Annotated in this window: 19 protein-coding genes and 1 tRNA gene; 13 read left to right on the top strand and 7 right to left on the bottom strand. The window is 59.2% G+C overall.

Annotated features, from left to right (window positions below; genetic code table 11):
• Positions 1-143: 143 nt before the first annotated feature.
• Positions 144-1,559: an FAD-binding oxidoreductase gene (locus CR155_RS16545; protein ID WP_102071231.1), complete on the top strand. Its 1,416-nt coding sequence runs from the start codon at positions 144-146 to the stop codon at positions 1,557-1,559.
• Positions 1,560-2,449: 890 nt separating this feature from the next.
• Here the strand turns inward: CR155_RS16545 and fahA are convergent.
• From fahA to mutM, 6 genes are all read right to left on the bottom strand, one after another.
• The gene (gene fahA / locus CR155_RS16540) at positions 2,450-3,769 is read right to left on the bottom strand and encodes a fumarylacetoacetase (RefSeq protein ID WP_102071150.1); all 1,320 of its coding nucleotides are present in this window, start codon (positions 3,767-3,769) and stop codon (positions 2,450-2,452) included.
• A gap of 22 nt (positions 3,770-3,791) precedes the next feature.
• Positions 3,792-5,093, bottom strand: a complete 1,302-nt coding sequence (gene hmgA, locus CR155_RS16535; RefSeq protein ID WP_102071149.1) for a homogentisate 1,2-dioxygenase — start codon at positions 5,091-5,093, stop codon at positions 3,792-3,794.
• A 22-nt stretch (positions 5,094-5,115) separates the two neighbouring features.
• A complete protein-coding gene (locus tag CR155_RS16530) occupies positions 5,116-5,322 on the bottom strand; it encodes a DUF2783 domain-containing protein (protein WP_102071148.1) in 207 nt (68 codons plus the stop codon).
• A complete protein-coding gene (locus CR155_RS16525) occupies positions 5,319-7,016 on the bottom strand; it encodes an FAD-dependent oxidoreductase (protein WP_102071230.1) in 1,698 nt (565 codons plus the stop codon). Before CR155_RS16525 ends, CR155_RS16530 begins: the two co-directional genes overlap by 4 nt.
• Before the next feature lie 56 nt (positions 7,017-7,072).
• Entirely contained in the window at positions 7,073-8,026 is a 954-nt protein-coding gene (locus CR155_RS16520; RefSeq protein WP_102071147.1) for an MBL fold metallo-hydrolase, read from the bottom strand.
• A gap of 87 nt (positions 8,027-8,113) precedes the next feature.
• On the bottom strand, positions 8,114-8,941 hold the full coding sequence (gene mutM / locus CR155_RS16515) for a bifunctional DNA-formamidopyrimidine glycosylase/DNA-(apurinic or apyrimidinic site) lyase (RefSeq protein ID WP_102071146.1): 828 nt from the start codon (positions 8,939-8,941) through the stop codon (positions 8,114-8,116).
• An 86-nt stretch (positions 8,942-9,027) separates the two neighbouring features.
• Between mutM and CR155_RS16510 the strand changes: the two genes are divergently transcribed.
• The 12 genes from CR155_RS16510 to CR155_RS16455 all read left to right on the top strand — a co-directional run bounded on the left by CR155_RS16510 (position 9,028) and on the right by CR155_RS16455 (position 20,747).
• A complete protein-coding gene (locus CR155_RS16510) occupies positions 9,028-10,806 on the top strand; it encodes a tetratricopeptide repeat protein (protein ID WP_102071145.1) in 1,779 nt (592 codons plus the stop codon).
• Positions 10,803-11,390, top strand: coding sequence for a lipoprotein insertase outer membrane protein LolB (gene lolB, locus CR155_RS16505; RefSeq protein ID WP_102071144.1), 588 nt, complete (start codon positions 10,803-10,805; stop codon positions 11,388-11,390). Before CR155_RS16510 ends, lolB begins: the two co-directional genes overlap by 4 nt.
• A gap of 12 nt (positions 11,391-11,402) precedes the next feature.
• Positions 11,403-12,326: a 4-(cytidine 5'-diphospho)-2-C-methyl-D-erythritol kinase gene (ispE, locus tag CR155_RS16500; protein ID WP_102071143.1), complete on the top strand. Its 924-nt coding sequence runs from the start codon at positions 11,403-11,405 to the stop codon at positions 12,324-12,326.
• Positions 12,327-12,328: 2 nt separating this feature from the next.
• A tRNA-Gln gene (locus CR155_RS16495) sits at positions 12,329-12,405 on the top strand.
• Between the two features lie 113 nt (positions 12,406-12,518).
• Entirely contained in the window at positions 12,519-13,469 is a 951-nt protein-coding gene (locus CR155_RS16490) for a ribose-phosphate pyrophosphokinase (protein ID WP_199171796.1), read from the top strand.
• A gap of 101 nt (positions 13,470-13,570) precedes the next feature.
• Positions 13,571-14,176: a 50S ribosomal protein L25/general stress protein Ctc gene (locus tag CR155_RS16485; RefSeq protein ID WP_102071141.1), complete on the top strand. Its 606-nt coding sequence runs from the start codon at positions 13,571-13,573 to the stop codon at positions 14,174-14,176.
• A gap of 109 nt (positions 14,177-14,285) precedes the next feature.
• On the top strand, positions 14,286-14,882 hold the full coding sequence (gene pth / locus CR155_RS16480; RefSeq protein WP_102071140.1) for an aminoacyl-tRNA hydrolase: 597 nt from the start codon (positions 14,286-14,288) through the stop codon (positions 14,880-14,882).
• Positions 14,872-15,627, top strand: a complete 756-nt coding sequence (locus CR155_RS16475; RefSeq protein WP_102071139.1) for a CPBP family glutamic-type intramembrane protease — start codon at positions 14,872-14,874, stop codon at positions 15,625-15,627. The genes pth and CR155_RS16475 overlap by 11 nt, the downstream gene beginning before the upstream one ends.
• A 68-nt stretch (positions 15,628-15,695) precedes the next feature.
• On the top strand, positions 15,696-16,787 hold the full coding sequence (ychF, locus tag CR155_RS16470) for a redox-regulated ATPase YchF (RefSeq protein WP_102071138.1): 1,092 nt from the start codon (positions 15,696-15,698) through the stop codon (positions 16,785-16,787).
• 277 nt (positions 16,788-17,064) lie between these two features.
• Positions 17,065-19,041 carry a methyl-accepting chemotaxis protein gene (locus CR155_RS21290; RefSeq protein WP_304528521.1) on the top strand — a complete coding sequence of 659 codons (1,977 nt, stop codon included), beginning with the start codon at positions 17,065-17,067 and terminating at the stop codon, positions 19,039-19,041.
• 53 nt (positions 19,042-19,094) lie between these two features.
• On the top strand, positions 19,095-20,294 hold the full coding sequence (gene serA, locus CR155_RS16460) for a phosphoglycerate dehydrogenase (protein WP_102071137.1): 1,200 nt from the start codon (positions 19,095-19,097) through the stop codon (positions 20,292-20,294).
• Between the two features lie 15 nt (positions 20,295-20,309).
• Positions 20,310-20,747: a MarR family transcriptional regulator gene (locus CR155_RS16455; protein WP_102071136.1), complete on the top strand. Its 438-nt coding sequence runs from the start codon at positions 20,310-20,312 to the stop codon at positions 20,745-20,747.
• Between the two features lie 21 nt (positions 20,748-20,768).
• Here the strand turns inward: CR155_RS16455 and CR155_RS16450 are convergent, their stop codons facing one another.
• A complete protein-coding gene (locus CR155_RS16450) occupies positions 20,769-21,224 on the bottom strand; it encodes an RrF2 family transcriptional regulator (protein WP_102071135.1) in 456 nt (151 codons plus the stop codon).
• Positions 21,225-21,228: the final 4 nt, after the last annotated feature.

The raw sequence follows: 21,228 nt of genomic DNA, 5'->3' as shown, positions 1-21,228 counted from the left end.
ATGCATCCTTGAAAAACATGTGTATTGAGCAGATTATGGCGGATTCCTGACGACGATGCCGGATTGTCTGCGGACGCCGTGATGGCGCGACCTTATCTGTCTTAAAATGAGCCTCCGGGCATTTTATTCGCAGAAGGTAGATGATGAGTCGAGTAGACGAACTAGTACAGCTGTTGGGCCAACAATATGTATTGACGGGTGAAGAGGCGCAGCCCTACATCGTCGACTGGCGCGGCCGTTATCGCGGCAATGCGCTGGCGGTCGTCAAGCCCGGCTCCACCGACGAGGTGGCTCAAGTGGTGCGGTGGTGCGCCGCCAATAAAGTGCCCATGGTCCCTCAAGGCGGCAATACGGGCTTGTGCGGCGGCGCTACACCGGACTCAAGCGGCCAGGCCGTCGTCCTGTCGCTCACAAGGCTCAACCGCGTGCGCAGTGTCGACACCGAAAACGACACGATGGTGGTCGAAGCCGGCTGCGTGCTGCAGTCCGTACAGCAGGCGGCTCGCGATGTGCAACGTCTGTTTCCCTTGAGTCTTGCCGCCGAAGGCAGTTGCACTGTGGGCGGCAATCTGGCCACGAACGCGGGTGGCACCCAGGTGTTGCGCTACGGAAACACGCGCGACCTCGTTTTAGGTGTCGAAGTGGTTACTGCGCAAGGCGAGATCTGGAATGGCTTGCGCGGCTTGCGCAAAGACAATACCGGTTACGACCTGCGCAATTTATATATCGGCAGCGAAGGCACGCTGGGGATCATTACCGCAGCCACCCTGAAGCTGTATCCCATGCCGGTTGCCCAGTGCACGGCTCTGCTTGCGCTGGAATCCATCGAAGACGCCGTGTCGGTGCTCTCGGCCGCTCGCAACGGTTTCGGCGCCGCGCTCACGGGTTTCGAGCTGATCGCCGGAAACTGCCTCCAGGGCGTGGTGGAATGTTATCCGCAGCAGCGCATCCCTTTCGAAGGCGATGCCGCCCGCATGCCTTGGTATGCGTTGCTCGAATTGTCCGACAGCGAAAGCGCCGACCATGCGCGCGAGCGTTTCGAGGCAGTGGTCGGAGCCGCTATCGAGGCCGGACTGGTGCAGGATGCCGTCATTGCGGAAAACATCACACAAAGCAAGGCGCTTTGGCATTTGCGTGAAAGCATACCCTTGGCGGAAAAGGCATTTGGAAAAAGCATCAAGCACGACGTCTCGATTCCCGTGTCGCGCATGGCGGACTTTGTTCAAACCACAAATGCGGCCCTGCAGGCCAATTTCCCGGGCATCCAGCACGTCATCTTTGGGCACCTGGGCGATGGCAACCTGCACTACAACGTGGCCAAAGGCCAGGCCCGCACTGAAGAGGAACTACTCGCGCAACAGGACGCGGTTTACCAATTGGTGCACGACAGCGTTCATGAGTTTGGCGGTTCGATCAGCGCCGAACACGGCGTGGGGCAGTTAAAGCGCGACGCCTTGCCGCGCTATAAAGACCCTGTCGAACTGGCGCTGATGCGGCGCATCAAGCAGGTACTGGATCCCGACGGTCTGATGAACCCGGGCAAGATGCTGGTACCGTAATCCTGGCGCCGTAATGCCGCGCGAAGGCGTTGCGGACGGCTATTCGTTCATCGGGGCGGCTTTTCGTTCATCGGGACGGCTTTTCGCTCTTTAGAAAGGCGGGTGTGTGGGGGAGGACTTTTCGTTCTTTAGAAAGGCGGGTGTGTCGCGGCCTGTTTCGGCTTCGCGCGCTACGCCCGTGGCGTTGCCACGGGTACCCGTTTCGGCCAGCCCCATCGAGGCGACCGCGGAACTCGCCCGGTCGGGCCAGTGGCCCGACACCCGCCGGGCTCAGACAGCCGCGGTCTTGCCTCCTCGATGGGACTGACCGAAACGGCGTGCGCGAGGCGCCTGCACAGTCCCCGACACACCCACCTTTTTGCAGGAGCGAGGCTTGGACGAGCGCGCTAACCATCGTGTACGCCAAGCCAACCACGGATTCCACTTCTAGAGATAGACCGGTTCAATCAACGCGGTTGGCCTAGCCAAGAGACCGATTGCACCCATCTCGGCGAGAAGTCCTTCACGACGGGTTTGCTGGCCTTTGACAGCGTAAGGCCGGCAAGTTTCCTATTGCGCAGTTGTACGGGGTGGATGGGGGGCAGTCCGGCGTGTAGGCGTGCGCCGCGGGCTGACGAAGGGAAGCCGGGGGGTGTCGTCGGTCGCTGTCTGACCGGAGCGAAGCGCAGGGAGTTCGGCCGACGCCCGGCTGGACGAGGCAGACGCGGAAACAAGCACGCCGTGCCGGACTGCCCCCCATCCACCGCGGGCAACGTCATCGGAGCCAGACAACGTCATTAGCACCAGACAACGTCATCGGAGCCAGACAACGCCATTAACACCGGACAACTCATCAGAACAGAACAGCCTCACTGAAGCAAAGTGCCGTAAACACTTGAACCGAAAATACTCTAAACCTTGGCAGGCAGCACGGTACCCGCGCATTCGCCCAGGCTGATGGTGGGGTAGCCGGGCTTGCTGCATCTTGCCCTCAAGATGACTTCGTCGTTGTCCTGCAGGAATAGACGTTCTTCGCCCCAAGGCAGTTTGACAGGTTTCTTTCCACCCTGATTCAGCTCCAGCAGCGAACCTTCCTGGCCTTGTTCGGGACCCGATAGGGTTCCCGTGCCCAGCAGGTCGCCCGGCTGCAGGTTGCACCCGTTGACCGTATGGTGCGTGAGCAACTGTGCGATGCTCCAGTACGCTTCCTTGAAATTGCTGCGGGAAAGAAGGGCTGGTTCCGCGTTGGAGGCGCGCGACTGCTGCGTGCTGAGCAGTACGTCCAGCCCAATATCGAAAGCGCCCGACGCCTTGTTGTCGGCGGATGTGAGGTAGGGCAAGGGCTGGGGATCGTCGGGGTTGCGCTGGAAAGCGGTCCGGAAAGGCGCGAGCGCTTCCAGAGTGACCACCCATGGAGAAATGGTGCTGGCGAAATTCTTGGCCAGGAAGGGGCCCAAAGGCTGGTATTCCCAGGCCTGCAGATCGCGCGCCGACCAATCGTTCAGTATGCAGAGTCCGAACACATGAGATTCAGCTTCGGTGATGGCGATGCGTTCACCCAGATCGTTGCCTTGTCCGACAAATATGCCCAATTCCAGTTCGAAATCTAGGCGTTCGCAAGGTCCGAAGCCCGGTGTGCCGCCATCGGTGCCGGGACGCGTCTGGCCAACTGGACGGGCAAACGCCTGGCCCGAAACCCCGATGCTGGAAGCGCGGCCATGGTAGCCGATAGGCACCCACTTATAGTTGGGCAGCAATGGGTTATCAGGGCGGAACTGTTTACCGATGGCTGTGGCGTGATGCAAGGAGATATAGAAATCGGTGTAGTCGCCGATATGGGCGGGCAGTTCGAAGTCGAGCTCTGACTGATTGTGCAACATCGGTTCGAGCGTGTGCTGCAATGGCGAACCGGTGCGCAGCGCGCGCGAGAGTTCCAGGCGCAATGCCGACCAGTGCGCCTTTCCCAGGCCCATCAGGCCATTCAGTTGGCCGGCCCGGCAGGCGTCCAGGGCTTCCTGGGCGATGCCCTTAAAGGGCCGTATCTTGGCGAGCGCCGCCAGATCGAGCGCCTGGTCGCCAATGGCTACGCCCGGACGAAACGCCTGTGAACTGCCGGCTATGCGAAAGACTGAAAATGGCAGGTTCTGAATGGGGAAGCCATTCTCGGCCACGTTGGCCGAAGCGACCCAGCTTTGGAGGGATGGGTCGTGCGTTTCATTCAAATAAGCCATGTAGATAGGTGTCCTTGATCGTTTACGGTTTTGCCGGATTGAAATGTTTCTTGAACCCCAACCATGCCGCGTCGTAATCAGTTTGCAGCGTGCTTGCCGACAGGGCAGCGGCGGTGGGTCGGATTACCCGACGTGTCTCGAACATGAACGCCATGGTATCGCGTATGTAATGCGGCTGGCTGATGTCGGCATTCGAGGCTTTCTCGAAGGTCTCGACATCGGGACCATGGGCTGTCATGCAATTGTGCAGGCTGGCGCCGCCGGGTGAAAAGCCCTCGGCCTTGGCGTCGTACACGCCCCGGATCAGGCCCATGAACTCGCCCGCGATATTGCGATGAAACCATGGCGGACGGAAGGTGTTTTCCATGGCGAGGACGCGCGGCGGAAATATGGCGAAATCCATGTTGGCGGCGCCCGGCGTGTCTGAGGGCGATGTAAGTACTGTGAAGATGCAGGGGTCCGGATGGTCGTAGCTGATCGAGCCTATGGTGTTGAAGCGGCGCAGGTCGTATTTGTAGGGCGCATTGCTGCCGTGCCAGGCCACGACGTCGAGTGGCGAGTGAGGCAGCGCCGTACGCCAGAAGGCGCCAGTAAATTTGGCGATGAGCTCGAAATCGCCTTCGACATCTTCGTAGCAGGCAACCGGGACCTGAAAGTCACGCACGTTGGCCAGACCGTTGGAACCGATGGGGCCCAGCTCCGGGGGGCGCAATACCGAGCCAAAATTTTCCAGCATATAGCCGCGAGCGATCGTGCCATGCAGTTCTACACGGAACCGCAAGCCGCGCGGTATGACGGCGATCTCGCAGGGCTCGATGTCGATAAGGCCGAGCTCGGTGGCCAGCCGCAGCCGGCCTTCCTGCGGCACAATCAGCATTTCGGCGTCTGCGTTATAGAAGTAACGATTTTCCATGGACCGATTGGCCGCATATAAATTGATGCTGACACCACTCAGGTCGTTGCTGTTTCCGTTACCGGCCCAGGTGATCATGCCTTCGATAAAGTCGGTGGGTTCGACGGGAATTTCGACAGGGTTCCAGCGCAGCCGGTTCGGGGTGACAGGCCCGTCTCCAAATTGCTGTGTCCATGACCGGGCGCCATCGAAGGGTTCGAACGGTTTTTGCAACGCGGCAGGGCGTATGCGATATAGCCAGGATCGACGGCCTTCGGCGCGGGGAACGGTAAAGGCGGTTCCCGATAACTGTTCGGCGTACAGGCCATAGGGGCAAACTTGCGGCGAATTGCGTCCCACCGGCAAAGCGCCCGGCAGGGCTTCCGTGGCGCAATTATTGCCGAAGCCGGTTTGATAATCGAGTTTCGTCATTTGAATGGCTCCTGAGCGGGTTTCAGTCCGCGTGTTCAACAGTGGCGCGCGCCTTGATAAGTGCGTCGCGGATCACATTCATATCGCCGATGTGATTCGACAGCAGTAAAACCAGGGCGGCGTTCATGGCGTGGCTTTGTTCTGCTGATAAATCCCGGTGGGCGTCGATAAGGCATTCATAGAATTCATCTGGAACGGCAAAGTTGGACTGCGTGGAAAGTTGTGTCATAGCGTCACCGCCTCAAGCGTGCCGGTGGCGCGCCGTAATGCGTCCAGAATTTGCGGTGTATTGACTTGGCGCCAACGCGCGGCAATGTGCTGGTCCGGGCGTAAGAGATAGCAGGCGCCATCCTGCACGTCGTAGCGGCGTTCCAGAAGCGCATCGCGGTCGACGACGGCCGTCATGCCCGCAGGCGCCGAGTCGGCCAGGTCGCGGTGCAGCACGAGTACGATATTCACCGCGATGGGAAAATCTTGCAGGCAGGCGAGTTCCAGCAAGGTTGCCGGGTTGGGCACGGCTGTCGTGCAGAACACCGCCAGTGTGAAACCCTTATGCAGTTGATCCAGCCACCAGCCCGGTCGGCCGTTGAACGATACAGGGCCGTCCGGCGCGGCGGCGCCCGGCACGGCGGCGCCCAAGGGCTGGGCAGTGGGAAATTCGTCGCCGTCGGCGGTGGTCAGGCTGGAGCCGATGTACGAACATGGCAGTGAAAGCCGGCCGCTGTTAACCAGCCTTCGGGCGAATTCGTAGTGGTTGGCCAGCCTTAGCGTGGTATTCCTGAATAACAGGCTCATTTCGCTTTTGGGTGTGATGAAATCGGTGGATCGCGAGGAGCAAAGAATGTTCTCGTCTGCCGCTTGCTCGCGTTCGCTGGCGTAGGTATCCAGCAGCGATGGCGGTGAGGCCCCGCGCAGCACCAGGTCCAGTTTCCAGGCAAGATTGTCCGCGTCCTGCACGCCGCTATTGGCGCCGCGCGCGCCAAAGGGCGATACGCGGTGCGCGGCGTCACCGGCGAAGAGCAGGCGGCCGTGACGGAATCTGTCCATGCGTTCGCAGGCGAAGGTATAGACGCTTACCCACTCAAGCTCGAACTGGGTATCCGGACCCAGCAGCGCGCGGATGCGCGGAATCACTTTTTCGGGCTTGATCTCTTCGGCGGGATCGGCATCCCAGCCTAGCTGGAAGTCGACGCGCCACACATTGTCGGGCTGGCTGTGCAGCAGGACGGATTGGTTCGGATGAAAGGGCGGATCGAACCAGAACCAGCGTTCGTGCGGATATTCAGCCTGTGTCTTGATGTCCGCGATAAGAAAGCGATCCCGGAAGATCCGGCCGCGGCTTTCCTCGCCTATCATTTTCCGTATGGGTGAACGCGCACCATCGCAGGCGATGAGCCAGTCGGCCGCCAGGATGTAGGAACCATCGGGCGTGTCGACGGTGAGCTCGACGTGATCGTCATGGTTTTGCACCGCCGACGCCTTGTGCTTCCAGCGCAGCTCGATGTTGGGATCGTTGTCGGCCTGCTCGTAAAGATAGCCTTCGCAATAGTATTGCTGCAGATTGATGAAGGCGGGCCGACGGTGCCCGGGTTCGGGCAGGAGGTCAAAGCTCCAGACCTCTTTATCCTTGAAGTACACCCGGCCCACATTCCACGAGATCCCCTTCTGCACCATGCGCTCGCCCACGCCCAGCCGGTCCCAGATATCGAGGGTGCGCTTGGCAAAGCATATGGCGCGCGAGCCGGTGGAAAGGCGGTTGTCGTCGTCAATGACCACGACCTTGTGGCCGTGCGCAGCGATGTCCAGCGCCATGCTGAGCCCCACCGGCCCGGCGCCGACCACCACTATTCGGTGCGGGTCAGGCGCATGCGCCGGGCGTGCCTTGTAGTCAAACGCCAGGGCTTGATAGTCGATGTCTCCCACCCGCTGCTCCTCATGTTGGTGGCTGCTCGTTATTGTTTTGATGTAGTCGGCGGCAATCAGCCTTCCAGCTGCTTCCACATTTCAATGTCGCGTTCCGCTGTCCAGATGCGCGGGTCGTCGTAACCAGTGGCTTCGTCGTACGCACGCGAGACGTCAAAGGGCATGCAATGGTCGAAAATGACCCAGTCGGCATAGCGCGGCTTCATGAAGTCATAGGTTTCGCGATAAATGGATTTAAGGTCCCTGCCTGCCGCCACGCCGTTGTTCACGCAGGAATACAGGTCGGTGAGGAAGGCGCGCGTGCCGGCCAGGCCCTTGCGCACTTCATCGGCCGATTTCAGCGCAGGGCCACGCCCAGGCACCATTTTTTCCGCGTTGAACTCGGCGAGCGTGTCGAGCGTATGTGGCCATTCGCGGAAGTAGCAGTCGCCGGCATAGGGGGTGGATTGATATTCCACCAGGTCGCCGGCGAACAGAATACGTTGGTCTGGCAGCCATGCGATGGTGTCGCCCTTAGTATGGCCGCGGCCAACCTGAAGGATCTGGACTTCGAGGTTGCCCAGGTTGACCGTCATTTCGCCGTCGAAGGTGATGGTGGGCCAGGTAAGGCCGGGCGGTACTGATTCGACATTGCGGAACAAGCGCGGAAAACGGCCGATTTCACTGGCCTTGTCTTGCTCGCCGCGCTCCACGATAAGGTCGTAGGTGTCGCGGCTTGCGATGATTTCCTGGGCGTTATATGCCGAGGCACCCAGCACGCGCACGGCGTGGTAGTGCGACAGCAGGATGTACTTGATGGGCTTGTCGGTGACTTCCTGGACTCGTCGGATAACGTCTTGCGCCATGATGGGAGTGGCCTGGGTGTCGATCACCATGACGGCGTCGTCGCCAACAATGATGCCGGAGTTCGGATCGCCTTCGGCCGTGTAGGCATAGGCATTGTCGGATAGTTTCTCGAAAGAAACGGCCTTGTCGTCGAGATCGGCGTGCGAGGCAAATTGTTTGCTCATGAGTAGGGAGTCTCCGTTAAGTTGCTGAAAATATATCTCACTATTTGTTTATATGCAATCCGTTCGTTATAGGCAAATGAAGGGTTATCAGCGTCGTTGGCATGTCGGGCAATAGTAGGTGGCTCGTTGTCCCTGGACTATCCGTCGTATGGGCGTCCCGCAGGCGCTGCAGGGACGGCCCGCCTTTTCATAGACCGCTGCATAGATGTCGAAGTACGCACCGGCTTCGCCGGTGGCGTTGACATAGTCCCGCAAGGTGCTACCGCCGGACGCCAGCGCTTCGCTCAGCGTTTGCCGTACGGCTGCCACCAGCCGGTGGCATCGCTGCAGCGAGATTGTTCCGGCCGCGGCAAGGGGGTTGATGCCCGCGCGGAATAGCGACTCGGACGCATAGATATTGCCGACGCCCACCACGATGGTTCCGGCCAGCAGGGCCTGCTTGATCGAGAGCGTCCTGGCGTGCAAGCGTCGATGCAGGTACGCACCGGTGAACAGGGGGTCGAATGGCTCTATGCCGAGCTTGTGCAGCAGGGCGTGCGTGCCGACCGGCCCCCTGGCCTTGTCGTGCCACAGTATTGCTCCAAAGCGGCGCGGATCATGCAGCAGGAATCGGGCATGGTCGAATAGCCACTCGGCGTGATCATGCTTGCGACGCGGCTCGTCCAGCCCGGCCCGCCGCAGTGATCCCGACATTCCCAGATGTATGATTTGCGTTCCATGATCAAAGTTGATCAACAGATATTTGCCGCGGCGCTCGCAGCTGACGACTTCATGTCCGCTGATGGTCTGTTCGATATCGGGGGGGACGGGCCAGCGCATGCGGGGCTCATACACGAAAAACTGTTTTAATACATGGCCCGGCATAATCGTCGCTATTCCGCGACGCGTGGTTTCGACTTCTGGTAGTTCCGGCATAAGGGGGTGATAACATCCTTAAATCTGAGTATGTAATTTTGCCATCTGACGCTTTATTTCCGGCGCAGCGGCGGTGGTTCTCTTTAATGAAACGTCAAATTCCCCTGCTGTTCATGCTGTTTGCGCCTGTCTTTGCATCGTGGTCTGTTCCAGCCCATGCGGCCCAGACCGTCAAGACACCGGAACAGGTTGAACAGATACGCTTGCGCGCGGGTGAACTTCCTGCGGTCAAGCTTACTGCCGATACGCTTTATCGGATACTGGCGGCCGAGATCGCTGCGCAGCGCGGACATTTCGATATGGCCAGCCAGACCCTGCTCGACCTTGCACGCGAGACGTCGGACCCCCGCCTGGCGAAACGGGCATTTCAGATATCCATGGCCGATCGAGACTTGGCGCGCTCCTTGAAGGCAGCGCGCGAGTGGGCTTTGCTTGCACCCAACGATCCCGAAGCCGTGGCCTCGTCGCTGGCACTGGCGGCGTCCAACGGCCAGACGGCCGGCCTGGCGGCAACGTTGCGGGCACGCATAGAACAGGCCGAAGATAAAGAGCAGGCCATCATCCAGGCAGCAGCCATTGTCGGCAAGATGGCAGACAAGCGTGTTGCACTCGACGTAATGGACCAGGCATTACCGGCTTCCGCCCGGTCCTTGCCTATTGCCCACCTGGCCTTGTCCGATGCGGCGTGGGCAGCCGCCGATGCCGTGCAGGCGGTAGCCGAAGCCAAGCAGGCACTTGCGCTGGATCCTAATTCCGAGATGGCCGCGCAGCGCATTCTGGAATACGGCCTCAAGGTGGATCCCGTTGTCGCCGTGCACGAGACGCGGGCCTATATCGCCAAGCATCCCGAAAATCGAAAGCTCCAGCTCATGCTCGTCAATCGCCTCGTCGAACAACGTGAGTTTGATGCCGCCCTGGCGCAGGTCGACACCATGCGTCAACATGCACCCGAAGATTTCGACCTGCTCTACACCGAGGCCGAGGTTCACATGCGCGCCGGTCAATATCCGCAGGCCAAGGCGCTGCTTGAGGAATATATCAGTGTGCAAACGCAGCGGCGCAAGTCGATCAATGACAAGGCCAGCAATGCCGCCGCCGATGCCTCGGACGCCCGTTTGTTGCTGGTCCAGATCGCCGAAAAGGAGAACAAGCTGGACGAAGCAATCGTCCAGCTGGACCTCATCGACGACAGTATGCTGCGTTTCCAGGCACAGGTTCACAAAGCTGTGCTTCAAGCCAAGAAAGGCGATCTGGCGCAGGCTCGTCGCAGTATCGATAGGCTTAAGCCCCAGGACCACCACGAGCGTTCGGTTGTCGCGCTCACCCTTGCATCCATCTATCGCGAGGCGGGCCGCAGCGATACAGCTGTCGAGGTCCTTGTCAAGGCCGATGCGCAATTGCCGGACACACCCGAAATCAAGTACGACCTGGCCATGCTGTACGAGCGCCAAGGAAATATGGACAAGTTCGAAGAACTCATGAAGCGCGTCATCGAACTGGATCCAAATAATGCCAACGCCTTTAATTCGCTGGGTTATACCTACGCGGATCAAAATCGCAAATTGGAAGAGGCGCAGGATCTCCTCGAACGCGCCCTTGAACTCGATCCCGACAATCCCTTCATACTCGACAGCGTTGGTTGGTACCTGTACCGTACCGGGGACTACGAGGCTGCCCTGGAGTATCTGCAGCGTTCCTACGATCAGCTGCCGACAGCCGATGTGGCTGCCCATTTGGGCGAGGTGCTGTGGGTCTCCAAACGTACTGCCGAAGCCAGGCGCATTTGGCGTGCCGGCATGGAAAACGATGGGAAAAACGCAACCCTGCTTGGCACGTTGAAGCGGCTTGGAGTGACGCTTAAATGACCGCCACACCATTCCGTTTCGTTTACCTGCGGTGGTTATGTGCGGCACTCACCTGTCTGGTGCTCGCGGCGTGCGCCACACCCCCAGCAATCACCAGTGCCACACCCGGTGCGTCGTTCGACCGCAGCGGACGCTTTGCATTAAGCGTGAATTATGCCGATGGCAAGCAAGAGGCTGTGCAGGGCGGGTTCTCCTGGCACGACTCGGGAAACATGCTTATGCTCGACCTAGCCAACCCCCTGGGCAATACGTTGGCGCGCGTGCAGGTGGAGCCTGGCACTGCAACGCTTATCCGCAGCGACGGCTCGACGGAACAGGCGGTACATCCCGACGCATTGGTAGAGCAGATACTTGGCAGCCCGATACCGGTTGCAGGATTGCGCGATTGGCTGCGGGGCAACACCGGCAGCGACAGTGTGCAGGGCCTGAAGGCCGGCCCCGACGGCAAGCCCGCAACGTTCTCCCAGAACGGGTGGCGAGTGCAATTGTCGCGCTACGATGCCTTGGGGCCTGGCCTGCTCCAGCTTAATCGCCACGATCCGAATCGGACCATCAGCATGCGTCTCGTCGTGGATGGCGGCTGAGAGGGGCGCTTAATGGCTTTATACGATGTGCCGGCTCCGGCCAAGATCAATCTGTTCCTGCATGTCACGGGGCGTCGCGACGATGGCTACCATCTGTTGCAGACCGTTTTTCGTTTCATTGGTTTTTACGATACGCTGGATTTCGACCTGCGTGATGACGGCCGTATCATGCGCGAAGGCCAGCATGCGGGACTGGATGCCGAAGACGACCTGGTCGTGCGCGCCGCCCGGGCCTTGCAGCACGCGACCGGCACAAAGCGCGGTGCACAAATACGCTATACCAAGAGAATACCGCCGGGTGGCGGCCTGGGAGGCGGCTCCAGTGATGCCGCGTCCACGCTTATTGCATTGAATCGTTTATGGCAGACGAATTTATCGCGTTCACAGTTGATGCGTTTGGGTCTTGCGCTTGGCGCCGATGTACCGGTGTTTATACACGGGGAACCGGCCTTTGCCGAAGGAATAGGTGAGGTGCTCACGCCCGTGAGTTTGCCCGAGCGCGCCTATGTTGTCGTGCAGCCTGCGCAAAGTGTTCCGACGCAGGGGGTTTTTCTATCGCCTGAGTTGACAAGAGATTCACCTTCGGTCACAATATCGGTCTTTACTGATTGGTACACAATCGATGCAGCAGAAAACGGCAATAGGGTCGCCGGTTTTTTCGGACGCAACGATCTTGAACCAGTAGTTCTTGCAAAGTACCCCAGGGTCAAGGCTGCGGCAACGTGGCTTGCACAGCAAGGTTTGAACGCAAGAATGACCGGATCCGGTGCCTGCTTTTTCGTTGAATTTGTAACGATCGAACAAGCGGCAGTGTGTCAGAAGCAAATAATCGGTAGAATGCTGAATCGTGAAAACGACGACGCAGCGGTTATTCAAAATGCCTGGGCTTGCCCTGGTTTGTTTGAGCATCCGCTACGACACTGGACAAGCAGTTGAATTGGGGAATCGCCAAGCTGGTTAAGGCACTGGATTTTGATTCCAGCATGCGAAGGTTCGAATCCTTCTTCCCCAGCCACTTTTTCAAGCCATACAGGCTTGCAGTCAACGTAAAGCTGTTGAGTCGGCCCCTAACGGCGGTGCTGGTCAGCAGCTTTTTTGTTTAACGCAACGCCACATTTAGCGTCCATCATGACACACGACAGATTCATGATTTTTACCGGCACAGCTAACACCCGGTTAGCGGTCGATGTTGCAAATCACCTTGATATGTCGCTCGGAAAAATGACGGTTGGTCGTTTCTCCGACGGCGAAGTCATGGTCGAAATCAATGAAAATGTTCGCGGTAAGGACGTCTTCGTATTGCAGCCTACGTGTGCGCCCACCAATGATAGCCTGATGGAAATAATGGTGATGGTCGATGCCTTGCGCCGCGCTTCAGCGGGCAAGATCACGGCAGCCATTCCCTATTTCGGATATGCCCGGCAAGATCGCCGGCCGCGTTCCGCTCGTGTCTCCATATCGGCCAAGGTCGTGGCCAATATGTTGCAGGTCGTGGGTGTCGATCGCGTCATGACCATGGATCTGCACGCCGATCAGATTCAGGGCTTTTTCGATATCCCGGTCGACAACATCTATGCCGGTCCGCTTTTGCTGGGCGACATCTGGCGTCGCAACTACCAGGACCTGGTGGTTGTGTCTCCCGATATCGGCGGCGTGGTCCGCGCCAGGGCGCTGGCCAAGCAGCTTGAGGCCGACCTGGCCATTATCGATAAGCGTCGTCCCCGCGCCAATGTTTCCGAAGTCATGAACATCATCGGCGAAGTCGATGGCCGCACTTGTATCATCATGGACGACATGGTCGACACTGCCGGTACCTTATGCAAGGCGGCGCAGGCCTTGAAAGAACGCGGCGCGGTAACCGTCTACGCCTATTGCACGCACCCCGTGCTTTCGGGCGGCGCCGTGCAGCGCATTGCCGAATCCGAACTCGACGAGCTGGTTGTCACCGACACGATTCCGCTTTCCGAGGCCGCCCGGGCATGCAAGAAAATTCGCCAGCTTTCTTGTGCGTCGTTGCTGGGCGAAACCATATTACGTATTTCCCACGCCGAATCGGTCAGTTCCCTTTTCGTCGATTAAATCCATACCGTTGCTTGCTGGTCGCGGCAGGCAACAGTCGCTCGCAGCCTTTCGGCTGCGTTTTCCAACGGGCATAAAGCCCCCAGTTTTTGGAGTTTTCCATGAAATTCAACGCCACTTCGCGTAGCGATAAGGGTACGAGTGCGAGCCGCCGCCTGCGCCACGCTGGCCGTGTTCCAGCCATCGTTTATGGTGGTACCGCCGAGCCCGCAAGCATCGAACTCGACCACAACGAAATCTATCATGCTCTGCGCAAGGAATCGTTCCACGCTTCCATCCTCAGCATGGACCTCGACGGCAAGTCGCAACAGGTGTTGCTGCGCTCCGTGCAATGGCACCCGTACAAGCAGTTGGTGCTGCACGTCGATTTTCAACGTGTCGATGCTTCGCAAGCCTTGACGACCAAAGTGCCATTGCACTTCATCAATGCCGAGAAATCGCCAGCCGTCAAGCTTAGCAGTGCCATCATCAGCCACGTGCTGACCGAAGTCGAAGTCGTATGCCTGCCCGCCAATCTGCCCCAGTTCATCGAAGTCGACCTGGGTGGGATGCTCGCCGGTGCCACGGTGCACATGTCCGACATCGTCATGCCCAAGGGTGTGGTGCTTACCCCCCACGCCGGCGACACCAGTCCTGTTGTGGCAACGGCCTACGTGAAGGCCGGTAGCGCAGCGGCAGACGAAGAGGCCGCCCCGGAAGCCCAGTAATTGGCTTAGTTCCAAGCAAGGTCCCGATGCAGCGCTGATCGGACCTTGCGCGGCAAGACCCCTGCCTAGCGTAAGCTGACAGGGGTTTCTTTTATTGCAGGCATGATTCATGACCCCACCCATACGCCTTGTCATCGGCTTAGGAAATCCCGGCCCGGAATATGAAGCGACGCGTCACAACGCCGGCTTTTGGCTGGCCGACCATTTGGCAGACGACCTCAAAGCCGACTTTTCGCTGGAGAAGAGCTTTTCCGCATGGGTGGCCAAGGGACGTTTTGAAGGCGAGGCCGTCATTATCGCCAAGCCCACGACCTTCATGAATCGCTCCGGCCAGGCGGCGGGCGGGCTGATGCGGTTCTACAAGCTGGTTCCCGAGCAAGTTCTCGTTTTACACGACGAGCTCGATCTGATGCCGGGCAATGTGAAGTTGAAGCAGGGCGGCGGGCATGCCGGGCATAACGGATTGCGCGATATACAGGCGGCGCTCGCCAGTCCGGCATTTTGGCGCTTGCGCCTGGGAATAGGGCATCCACGTACATTGGGACTGGCGCAGCAGGTTGCGGCCTTTGTGCTGAACATGCCCAAGCGCGACGAGCTGAAGGACATCGAGTCGGCAATCGACCGCTGCCGCGCGATCATGCCCGCACTGCTGCGCGGCGAATTCCAGCAGGCCACCAGTCAATTGCACGAGGCAAATCGTGCCTGAGCGCTTTCGCGGCGAATTGCGCGATTTCGTACGGTTTGTGTTGCGTCCGCGATTCGGGCCGCGCCTGCCAGGCCGCCGTGTCGGCGACGGATGGTGGGAAGACTGGTTTCCCGGACTGCCGGTAGGGCGGCTGTTCAAATGGGCCTGCTTCCTCTGGGCGGTGAATCTGGTCTTTCTCGGACCGATCGCCGTGATGGCCGCGGGCGCGGGTGGCGCCACCCATCGTCTGGATATACAGAATATTCCCTGGTTGCAGGCGCTGCTGTGGGCGCCTGTCGTTGAAGAGCTGGTATTTCGCTACGCCTTGCGCCGACCGGCTTTGGCATGGTGGCTAATCCCGGCGGCGGTGGGTGCGATGTTCATGGGCGCTACGTGGGGGGCCATGCTGCTTGTGGGCGCCATTCTGGCGCTTTGCTGGCTCCCCTACCTGCTGGGTTTGTCCTATGCGCGACGCAGTTTGCCATGGCGTTACCGATTGAAGTACCGCCGCTGGTTTCCATGGATATTCCACTCGGCGGCATTGCTGTTTGCCGGCGTGCACCTATACAACTTCAATCTGCATCAGACGCCCTTGTGGTTGATGCCCTTGCTGGTTTTGCCCCAGTGGTTGACCGGTTTGGTCTTGTCCTGGCTGCGTGTAATGCGCGGAATAGGCGCCAGCATGCTATTGCATGCCATCTTTAATGGCGGGCCTCTATTGGTGGTATGGCTGGTGCTGCGCTTCGTGCCTGAAATGGCGGTGTAATCCGCGACCAATGCATTCCGACCTACAATAGTGGGCGTTTTCGTTTATTTTTTTATTCCAGGACACTCATGGCTTTGCAATGTGGCATTGTTGGTTTACCCAACGTCGGAAAATCAACCCTTTTCAATGCGTTGACCAAGGCTGGCATAGCCGCCGAGAACTATCCCTTCTGCACGATCGAGCCCAACGTGGGCGTGGTGGAAGTACCCGATTCGCGTCTGGCCGCGCTGGCTGAAATCGTCAAGCCCGAACGCATACTGCCTGCCGTGGTCGAGTTCGTCGATATCGCGGGCCTGGTGGCCGGAGCCTCCAAGGGTGAAGGATTGGGCAACCAGTTCCTGGCCAATATCCGCGAGACGGACGCCATCGTCCACGTGGTTCGCTGTTTTGAAGACGAAAACGTCATTCACGTCGCCGGCACGATAGACCCGCTGTCCGATATTGAAGTAATTAACACCGAACTGGCCCTGGCCGACCTTGCCGCCGCTGAGAAAGCCTTGCATCGTCACCAGAAGACGGCGCGTGCGGGCGACAAGGACGCCATCAAGATGGTTGCGCTGCTTGAAAAAGTCCTCCCCGTGTTGAACCAGGCACGTCCCGTACGCTCGATGGGCCTGGACGAAGACGATATGGCATTATTGAAACCGCTGTGCTTCATTACGGCCAAGCCTTCCATGTACGTGGCCAACGTCAAGGAAGACGGTTTCGAGAACAATCCGCATCTGGCGGCGGTGCAGAAATATGCCGAGGCGGAGAATGCGCCTGTGGTAGCGGTGTGCGCCGCGGTCGAAGCCGATATCGCCGATCTCGATGAAGAGGACAAGGCCGTCTTCCTGGCCGATATCGGCATGGAAGAGCCCGGCCTCAACCGCGTCATCCGCGCCGGTTACCGCCTGTTGGGCCTGCAGACCTACTTCACTGCCGGCGTAAAGGAAGTCCGCGCGTGGACCATCCACATTGGCGACACCGCACCAAATGCCGCCGGCGTAATCCATACCGATTTCGAACGTGGTTTCATTCGAGCCCAAACAATCGCATTTGAAGACTTCGTCGCCTTCAAGGGTGAGCAGGGCGCCAAGGAAGCCGGCAAGATGCGCGCCGAAGGCAAGGAATATGTCGTCAAGGACGGCGATGTATTGAATTTCCTGTTCAACGTCTGACGGTTTTTCTGAATTCAGTAGCGTTCGGTGAGGCGCATTAGGGGTTTCATCCCTTACCCACATGGCCTCTGGCAGCTGATGGACGTCGCGTTAGCGACGCATTGAGCCGTTACGGCGGTGGGTAAGTTCGTTGAGTTTGATAACGATCAACTAGATGACGGACTGCGGGACGGTCAATCCGCTTGCCCCACCCTGCGCGCCTTACAATTCCTTTCATTCTGTTGTGGCGCACTCCGCGGCCGTCGCGGAACTTGGAAAGAATGGAAAGGTGGCAGCGATGCGCGGTCTTGTAGCGAATTTGAAATTGTGGCAGAAATTCGCCCTCATTGGCGCCCTGGCGTTGGGAATGCTGGCCATTCCCACGACGTTGGTGGTAAGTTTGCATATGGATTCGGTCCGTACGGCACTTGCCGAAGCCGGCGGAATCGGGCCGGCGGGCGAGGCGCTCAAGCTGCTGCAACTGACTCAGCAGCATCGCGGGCTGTCAGCTGCCTCCGTCGCCGGCGACAAACACCAGGAACCTGCCCGGCAAGCGGCGCAGGGCAAGGTGGATGAAGCGTTGAGTCGGACCACGCAAAGCGTGACCGTCAACTTGGACGACACCGCACTGTCGGCGGAACTTCAAAAGATCAAACGAGAATGGCAGGCCTTGGCCACGGCTGTCAATGGCGGTGCCGTCGACGGTCCGCAGAGCTTTGCGCGCCATACGGCACTGATCCAGCAGCAGATGACACTGCTCGAGAGCATCGTGGAGTCCTCCGGGCTTGCATTCACATCAGACCCGGCCAGTCATCACATGGTCAGCGCCGTGTTCGGCAGTTTGCCTGAATTGACCGAGATTCTGGGCCAGGCCCGCGCACTGGGCTTGGCCGTCCTGGTCAAGGGCGAGGCCGCGCCGGTGCAGCTCAGCCGCATCGACGTCCTTCACAGTGCGGCCCGGCGTGCCTTCCAGAATACCTATGGAAGTTTCGACAAGGCCGCCAACGATCCCGATCTGAAACAGCTTATCGCCAGTCCGGTGGCGGCTGCCCGCAAGGCAGCCGAATCGGGTCTCGCAATGCCAAACGAGAAAATCCTGCAGGCAGTACGCCTGGACTTTCCGGCGCAGGATTATTGGGCCGGCATGAGCAGCGCCATCGACGCACAATTCGACGTGATCGGCGTTGCGTTCGCGGTTCTTGAAGCGAGGATTGCAATGCGCGTCAGCGAGAAGCAACAGGCATTGTGGAGTATGGTCGCCGCTATCGCGGTATTGGGCGTCGTGGCTTTCCTGATCAGCTTGATGGTGGTGCGCATGACGGTTGGATCAATTGGTCGGTCGCTGCACATTGCCCAGACCGTCGCTGGCGGAGACCTGACGTCCATCATAGACGTATCCAGCACCGACGAAACCGGGCAATTGCTGCTGGCGCTGAGCCGCATGAATAATAGCTTGACGGGCATCGTTACGAAGGTGCGCAGCGGTACCGACAGCATCGCCACCGCGTCCAGTCAGATTGCGGCGGGCAATATCGATTTGTCGGCCAGAACCGAAGCGCAGGCAAGTTCCCTGGAAGAAACTGCCGCCTCGATGGAGGAGTTGACAAGTACCGTCAGCCAGAATGCCGGCAACGCGCAAATGGCGAACGAACTGGCGCTGTCCGCCTCCGCGGTGGCCGTCCGGGGCGGCGCCGTCGTCAGGCAGGTGGTCGAAACGATGGCGTCCATCCACGTTTCCTCGCGGCGGATTGTCGATATCATAGGCATCATTGACGGTATTGCTTTCCAGACGAATATCCTTGCCCTGAACGCCGCCGTGGAAGCCGCGCGCGCCGGTGAGCAAGGGCGCGGGTTTGCCGTCGTTGCGTCTGAAGTGCGCAGCCTGGCTCAGCGGTCCGCCGCGGCAGCCAAGGAAATCAAGGACCTCATCGACGAATCGGTGAACCAGATGGGTACCGGGAGCGAACTGGCCAGCGTGGCTGGCCAGACCATGGATGAAGTCGTGGACAGCATCAAGCGCGTCACCGATATCATGGGTGAAATCACGGTGGCCAGTCAGGAGCAGACTTGTGGAATCGAACAAATAAACCAGGCGGTGGCGCAGATGGATCAGGTTACGCAACAGAATGCCGCCCTGGTCCAGGAGGCTGCCGCCGCAACGCTTGCACTGCAGGACCAGGCCGATGAACTGGTCACGGCGGTGAGCATTTTCAGGACGCCAGCCATGTTCGGGCATGGTGTTGTCCCTGCTCTAAGCAGGGCCGTGTATGTGTAGAACGCCAAGATGCGTCACAATACTGATTTGGTGTTTGACGGAGCCCTGATTTAATGACCCGTATCGTCCTTTTTGAAAACATACACCCCAGCGCAAAAGAAGTCTTTGTCGCGGCCGGATTCAACGACATCGTCACGCATGCGTCATCGCTGCCCCATCAAGCGCTCAGCGAAGCATTGCGCGGCGCGAACCTCGTGGGCATCCGGTCCCGTACCCACCTCGATGCCGCGCTGCTTGCCGATGCGGTCGATCTACGCGCTATCGGTTGTTTCTGCATCGGAACCAATCAGGTCGATCTCGACACCGCCATGCTACATGGCGTGCCTGTATTCAACGCCCCATTTTCAAACACGCGTTCGGTTGCCGAAATGGTGCTGGGTGAGGCCATACTGCTGTTGCGGCGTATCCCCGAAAAGAACGACCGCGTGCACCACGGCCATTGGGACAAAACGGCCGACGGCGCTTTCGAAGCACGCGGCAAGACGCTCGGAATCATCGGCTACGGCAATATTGGATCGCAAGTGGGTACCCTGGCCGAAGCGGCCGGCATGCGCGTCATATTCCACGACGTCGAGGCCAAGCTTCCGCTGGGGAACGCCCGCGCCAGCACTGCTTTGCTGAAGCTGCTTGCGCAGTCCGATGTGGTGACCCTGCACGTGCCTGGGGGCAATGCCACCCGCAACATCATGGACGCCACGACCATCGCCGCCATGAAGCGCGGCTCCATTCTAATCAACGCCTCGCGCGGTACCGTGGTCGACATCGACGCGTTGCACGATGCCCTCGAATCGGGCCACCTTTCCGGTGCGGCCATCGATGTGTTTCCTACCGAGCCCAAAGGGGTCAACGAACCCTTGAACAGTCCGCTTATCGGTATGCGCAACGTGATTCTCACGCCGCATATCGGCGGCAGTACCCAGGAATCCCAGGAAAACATCGGTCGCGAAGTCGCCGAAAAGCTCCTGCGCTTTGTACTAAGTGGGACCACAAAGGGCGCCGTCAACTTCCCGGAAATTCCGTATCAGGAAGTGGCAGGCACCGCGCGCATTCTTCACGTGCACCGAAATCTGCCCGGCGCAATGGGTACGCTCAGCAACATGATGGCCGAGCATGGCCTGAACATTGTGAGTCAGCAATTGCAAACTCGCGGCGCCATCGGCTATGTCATCTCGGATGTCGAAGGCAAGGTTGACGACACGGTAATTTCCGTATTGCGGTCCCATCCGATCACAGTACGTTGCGACTTGGTGTAAACCAGTGCACCTGCCATGACGTCATACAACGATCCGGGGCGTACCGACGGAACGCCCACCGCCGCCGATTACCGGGCGCTGGCCACGTTCCGTTTTACGTTGCGCCGGTTCATTGCATTCAGCGAATCGGCTGCGGCCCAGGTCGGACTTATGCCGCAGCAGCATCAGACCTTGCTTGCCATCAAGGCGCTAAGCCTGGAATCCTCGCCCAGCGTTGGGAACGTGGCTGAGCAATTGCTTATACGTCACCATAGTGCTGTCGAGCTGATCGACCGTCTGGTCCGAATGGGCTTGTTGCTGCGTTGTCGCGACCAGCAGGATCGCCGCCGAGTGCGCGTCGCCCTGACGCCGCTGGCGGAACAGAAGCTGGCCGTCCTGGCCAGCGCTCACCTTAATGAACTGCGTGCGGTGCGGCCGCTGCTGGTCGACCTTCTGAATCACTTCCACGAATGACGCCTGTGTTCAGTCTTCCGGTCATTTGATATTCACGAGCTTGATCATGTGCTCGGACCGTGCGGGTCCACAACCGGCGTGTTCGGGCAGGATGTCGGCAAGCGTATAGCCATCGAGATGGTCCATGAACTTCTGCAGCGCACCCTCGATAATGCCCGTCAGCCCACAATAGCCGCTCAATGTGCAGCGGCTTCCCGTTGCAAAACATTCGACAAGATCAAGGTCGTTTTCGGTGTCGCGCAGTACTGCGCCCAGAATGATGTCTTCGGGGGGGCGTCCCAGCCGCATGCCGCCATTTTTCCCCCTCACGGTTTCGATCCAGCCACGCTGCGCAAGCCGGTGCGTGATCTTCATGAGATGCGGTTCGGAGATATCGTATGCGTGCGCAATCTCGGAGATTGTGCACAGGCGGTCAGGGTGCCTGCCGACGTACATGAGCAGGCGCATGGCATAGTCCGTCATGGTGGTCAGGCGCATATTG

This window comes from Pollutimonas nitritireducens, from assembly GCF_002849615.1.
GTDB lineage: Bacteria > Pseudomonadota > Gammaproteobacteria > Burkholderiales > Burkholderiaceae_B > Pollutimonas > Pollutimonas nitritireducens.
Note: the sequence above shows the minus strand (reverse complement) of the source record. Positions and strands in the feature narration are given on the sequence as shown.

Bases quoted from the DNA above. Each gene is read 5' to 3' on its own strand.
- CR155_RS16545 (WP_102071231.1), top strand. From the start codon at position 144: ATGAGTCGAGTAGACGAACTAGTACAGCTGTTGGGCCAACAATATGTA.
- fahA (WP_102071150.1), bottom strand. From the start codon at position 3,769: ATGGCTTATTTGAATGAAACGCACGACCCATCCCTCCAAAGCTGGGTC.
- hmgA (WP_102071149.1), bottom strand. From the start codon at position 5,093: ATGACGAAACTCGATTATCAAACCGGCTTCGGCAATAATTGCGCCACG.
- CR155_RS16530 (WP_102071148.1), bottom strand. From the start codon at position 5,322: ATGACACAACTTTCCACGCAGTCCAACTTTGCCGTTCCAGATGAATTC.
- CR155_RS16520 (WP_102071147.1), bottom strand. From the start codon at position 8,026: ATGAGCAAACAATTTGCCTCGCACGCCGATCTCGACGACAAGGCCGTT.
- mutM (WP_102071146.1), bottom strand. From the start codon at position 8,941: ATGCCGGAACTACCAGAAGTCGAAACCACGCGTCGCGGAATAGCGACG.
- CR155_RS16510 (WP_102071145.1), top strand. From the start codon at position 9,028: ATGAAACGTCAAATTCCCCTGCTGTTCATGCTGTTTGCGCCTGTCTTT.
- lolB (WP_102071144.1), top strand. From the start codon at position 10,803: ATGACCGCCACACCATTCCGTTTCGTTTACCTGCGGTGGTTATGTGCG.
- ispE (WP_102071143.1), top strand. From the start codon at position 11,403: ATGGCTTTATACGATGTGCCGGCTCCGGCCAAGATCAATCTGTTCCTG.
- CR155_RS16490 (WP_199171796.1), top strand. From the start codon at position 12,519: ATGACACACGACAGATTCATGATTTTTACCGGCACAGCTAACACCCGG.
- CR155_RS16485 (WP_102071141.1), top strand. From the start codon at position 13,571: ATGAAATTCAACGCCACTTCGCGTAGCGATAAGGGTACGAGTGCGAGC.
- pth (WP_102071140.1), top strand. From the start codon at position 14,286: ATGACCCCACCCATACGCCTTGTCATCGGCTTAGGAAATCCCGGCCCG.
- ychF (WP_102071138.1), top strand. From the start codon at position 15,696: ATGGCTTTGCAATGTGGCATTGTTGGTTTACCCAACGTCGGAAAATCA.
- CR155_RS21290 (WP_304528521.1), top strand. From the start codon at position 17,065: ATGCGCGGTCTTGTAGCGAATTTGAAATTGTGGCAGAAATTCGCCCTC.
- serA (WP_102071137.1), top strand. From the start codon at position 19,095: ATGACCCGTATCGTCCTTTTTGAAAACATACACCCCAGCGCAAAAGAA.
- CR155_RS16455 (WP_102071136.1), top strand. From the start codon at position 20,310: ATGACGTCATACAACGATCCGGGGCGTACCGACGGAACGCCCACCGCC.
- CR155_RS16450 (WP_102071135.1), bottom strand. From the start codon at position 21,224: ATGCGCCTGACCACCATGACGGACTATGCCATGCGCCTGCTCATGTAC.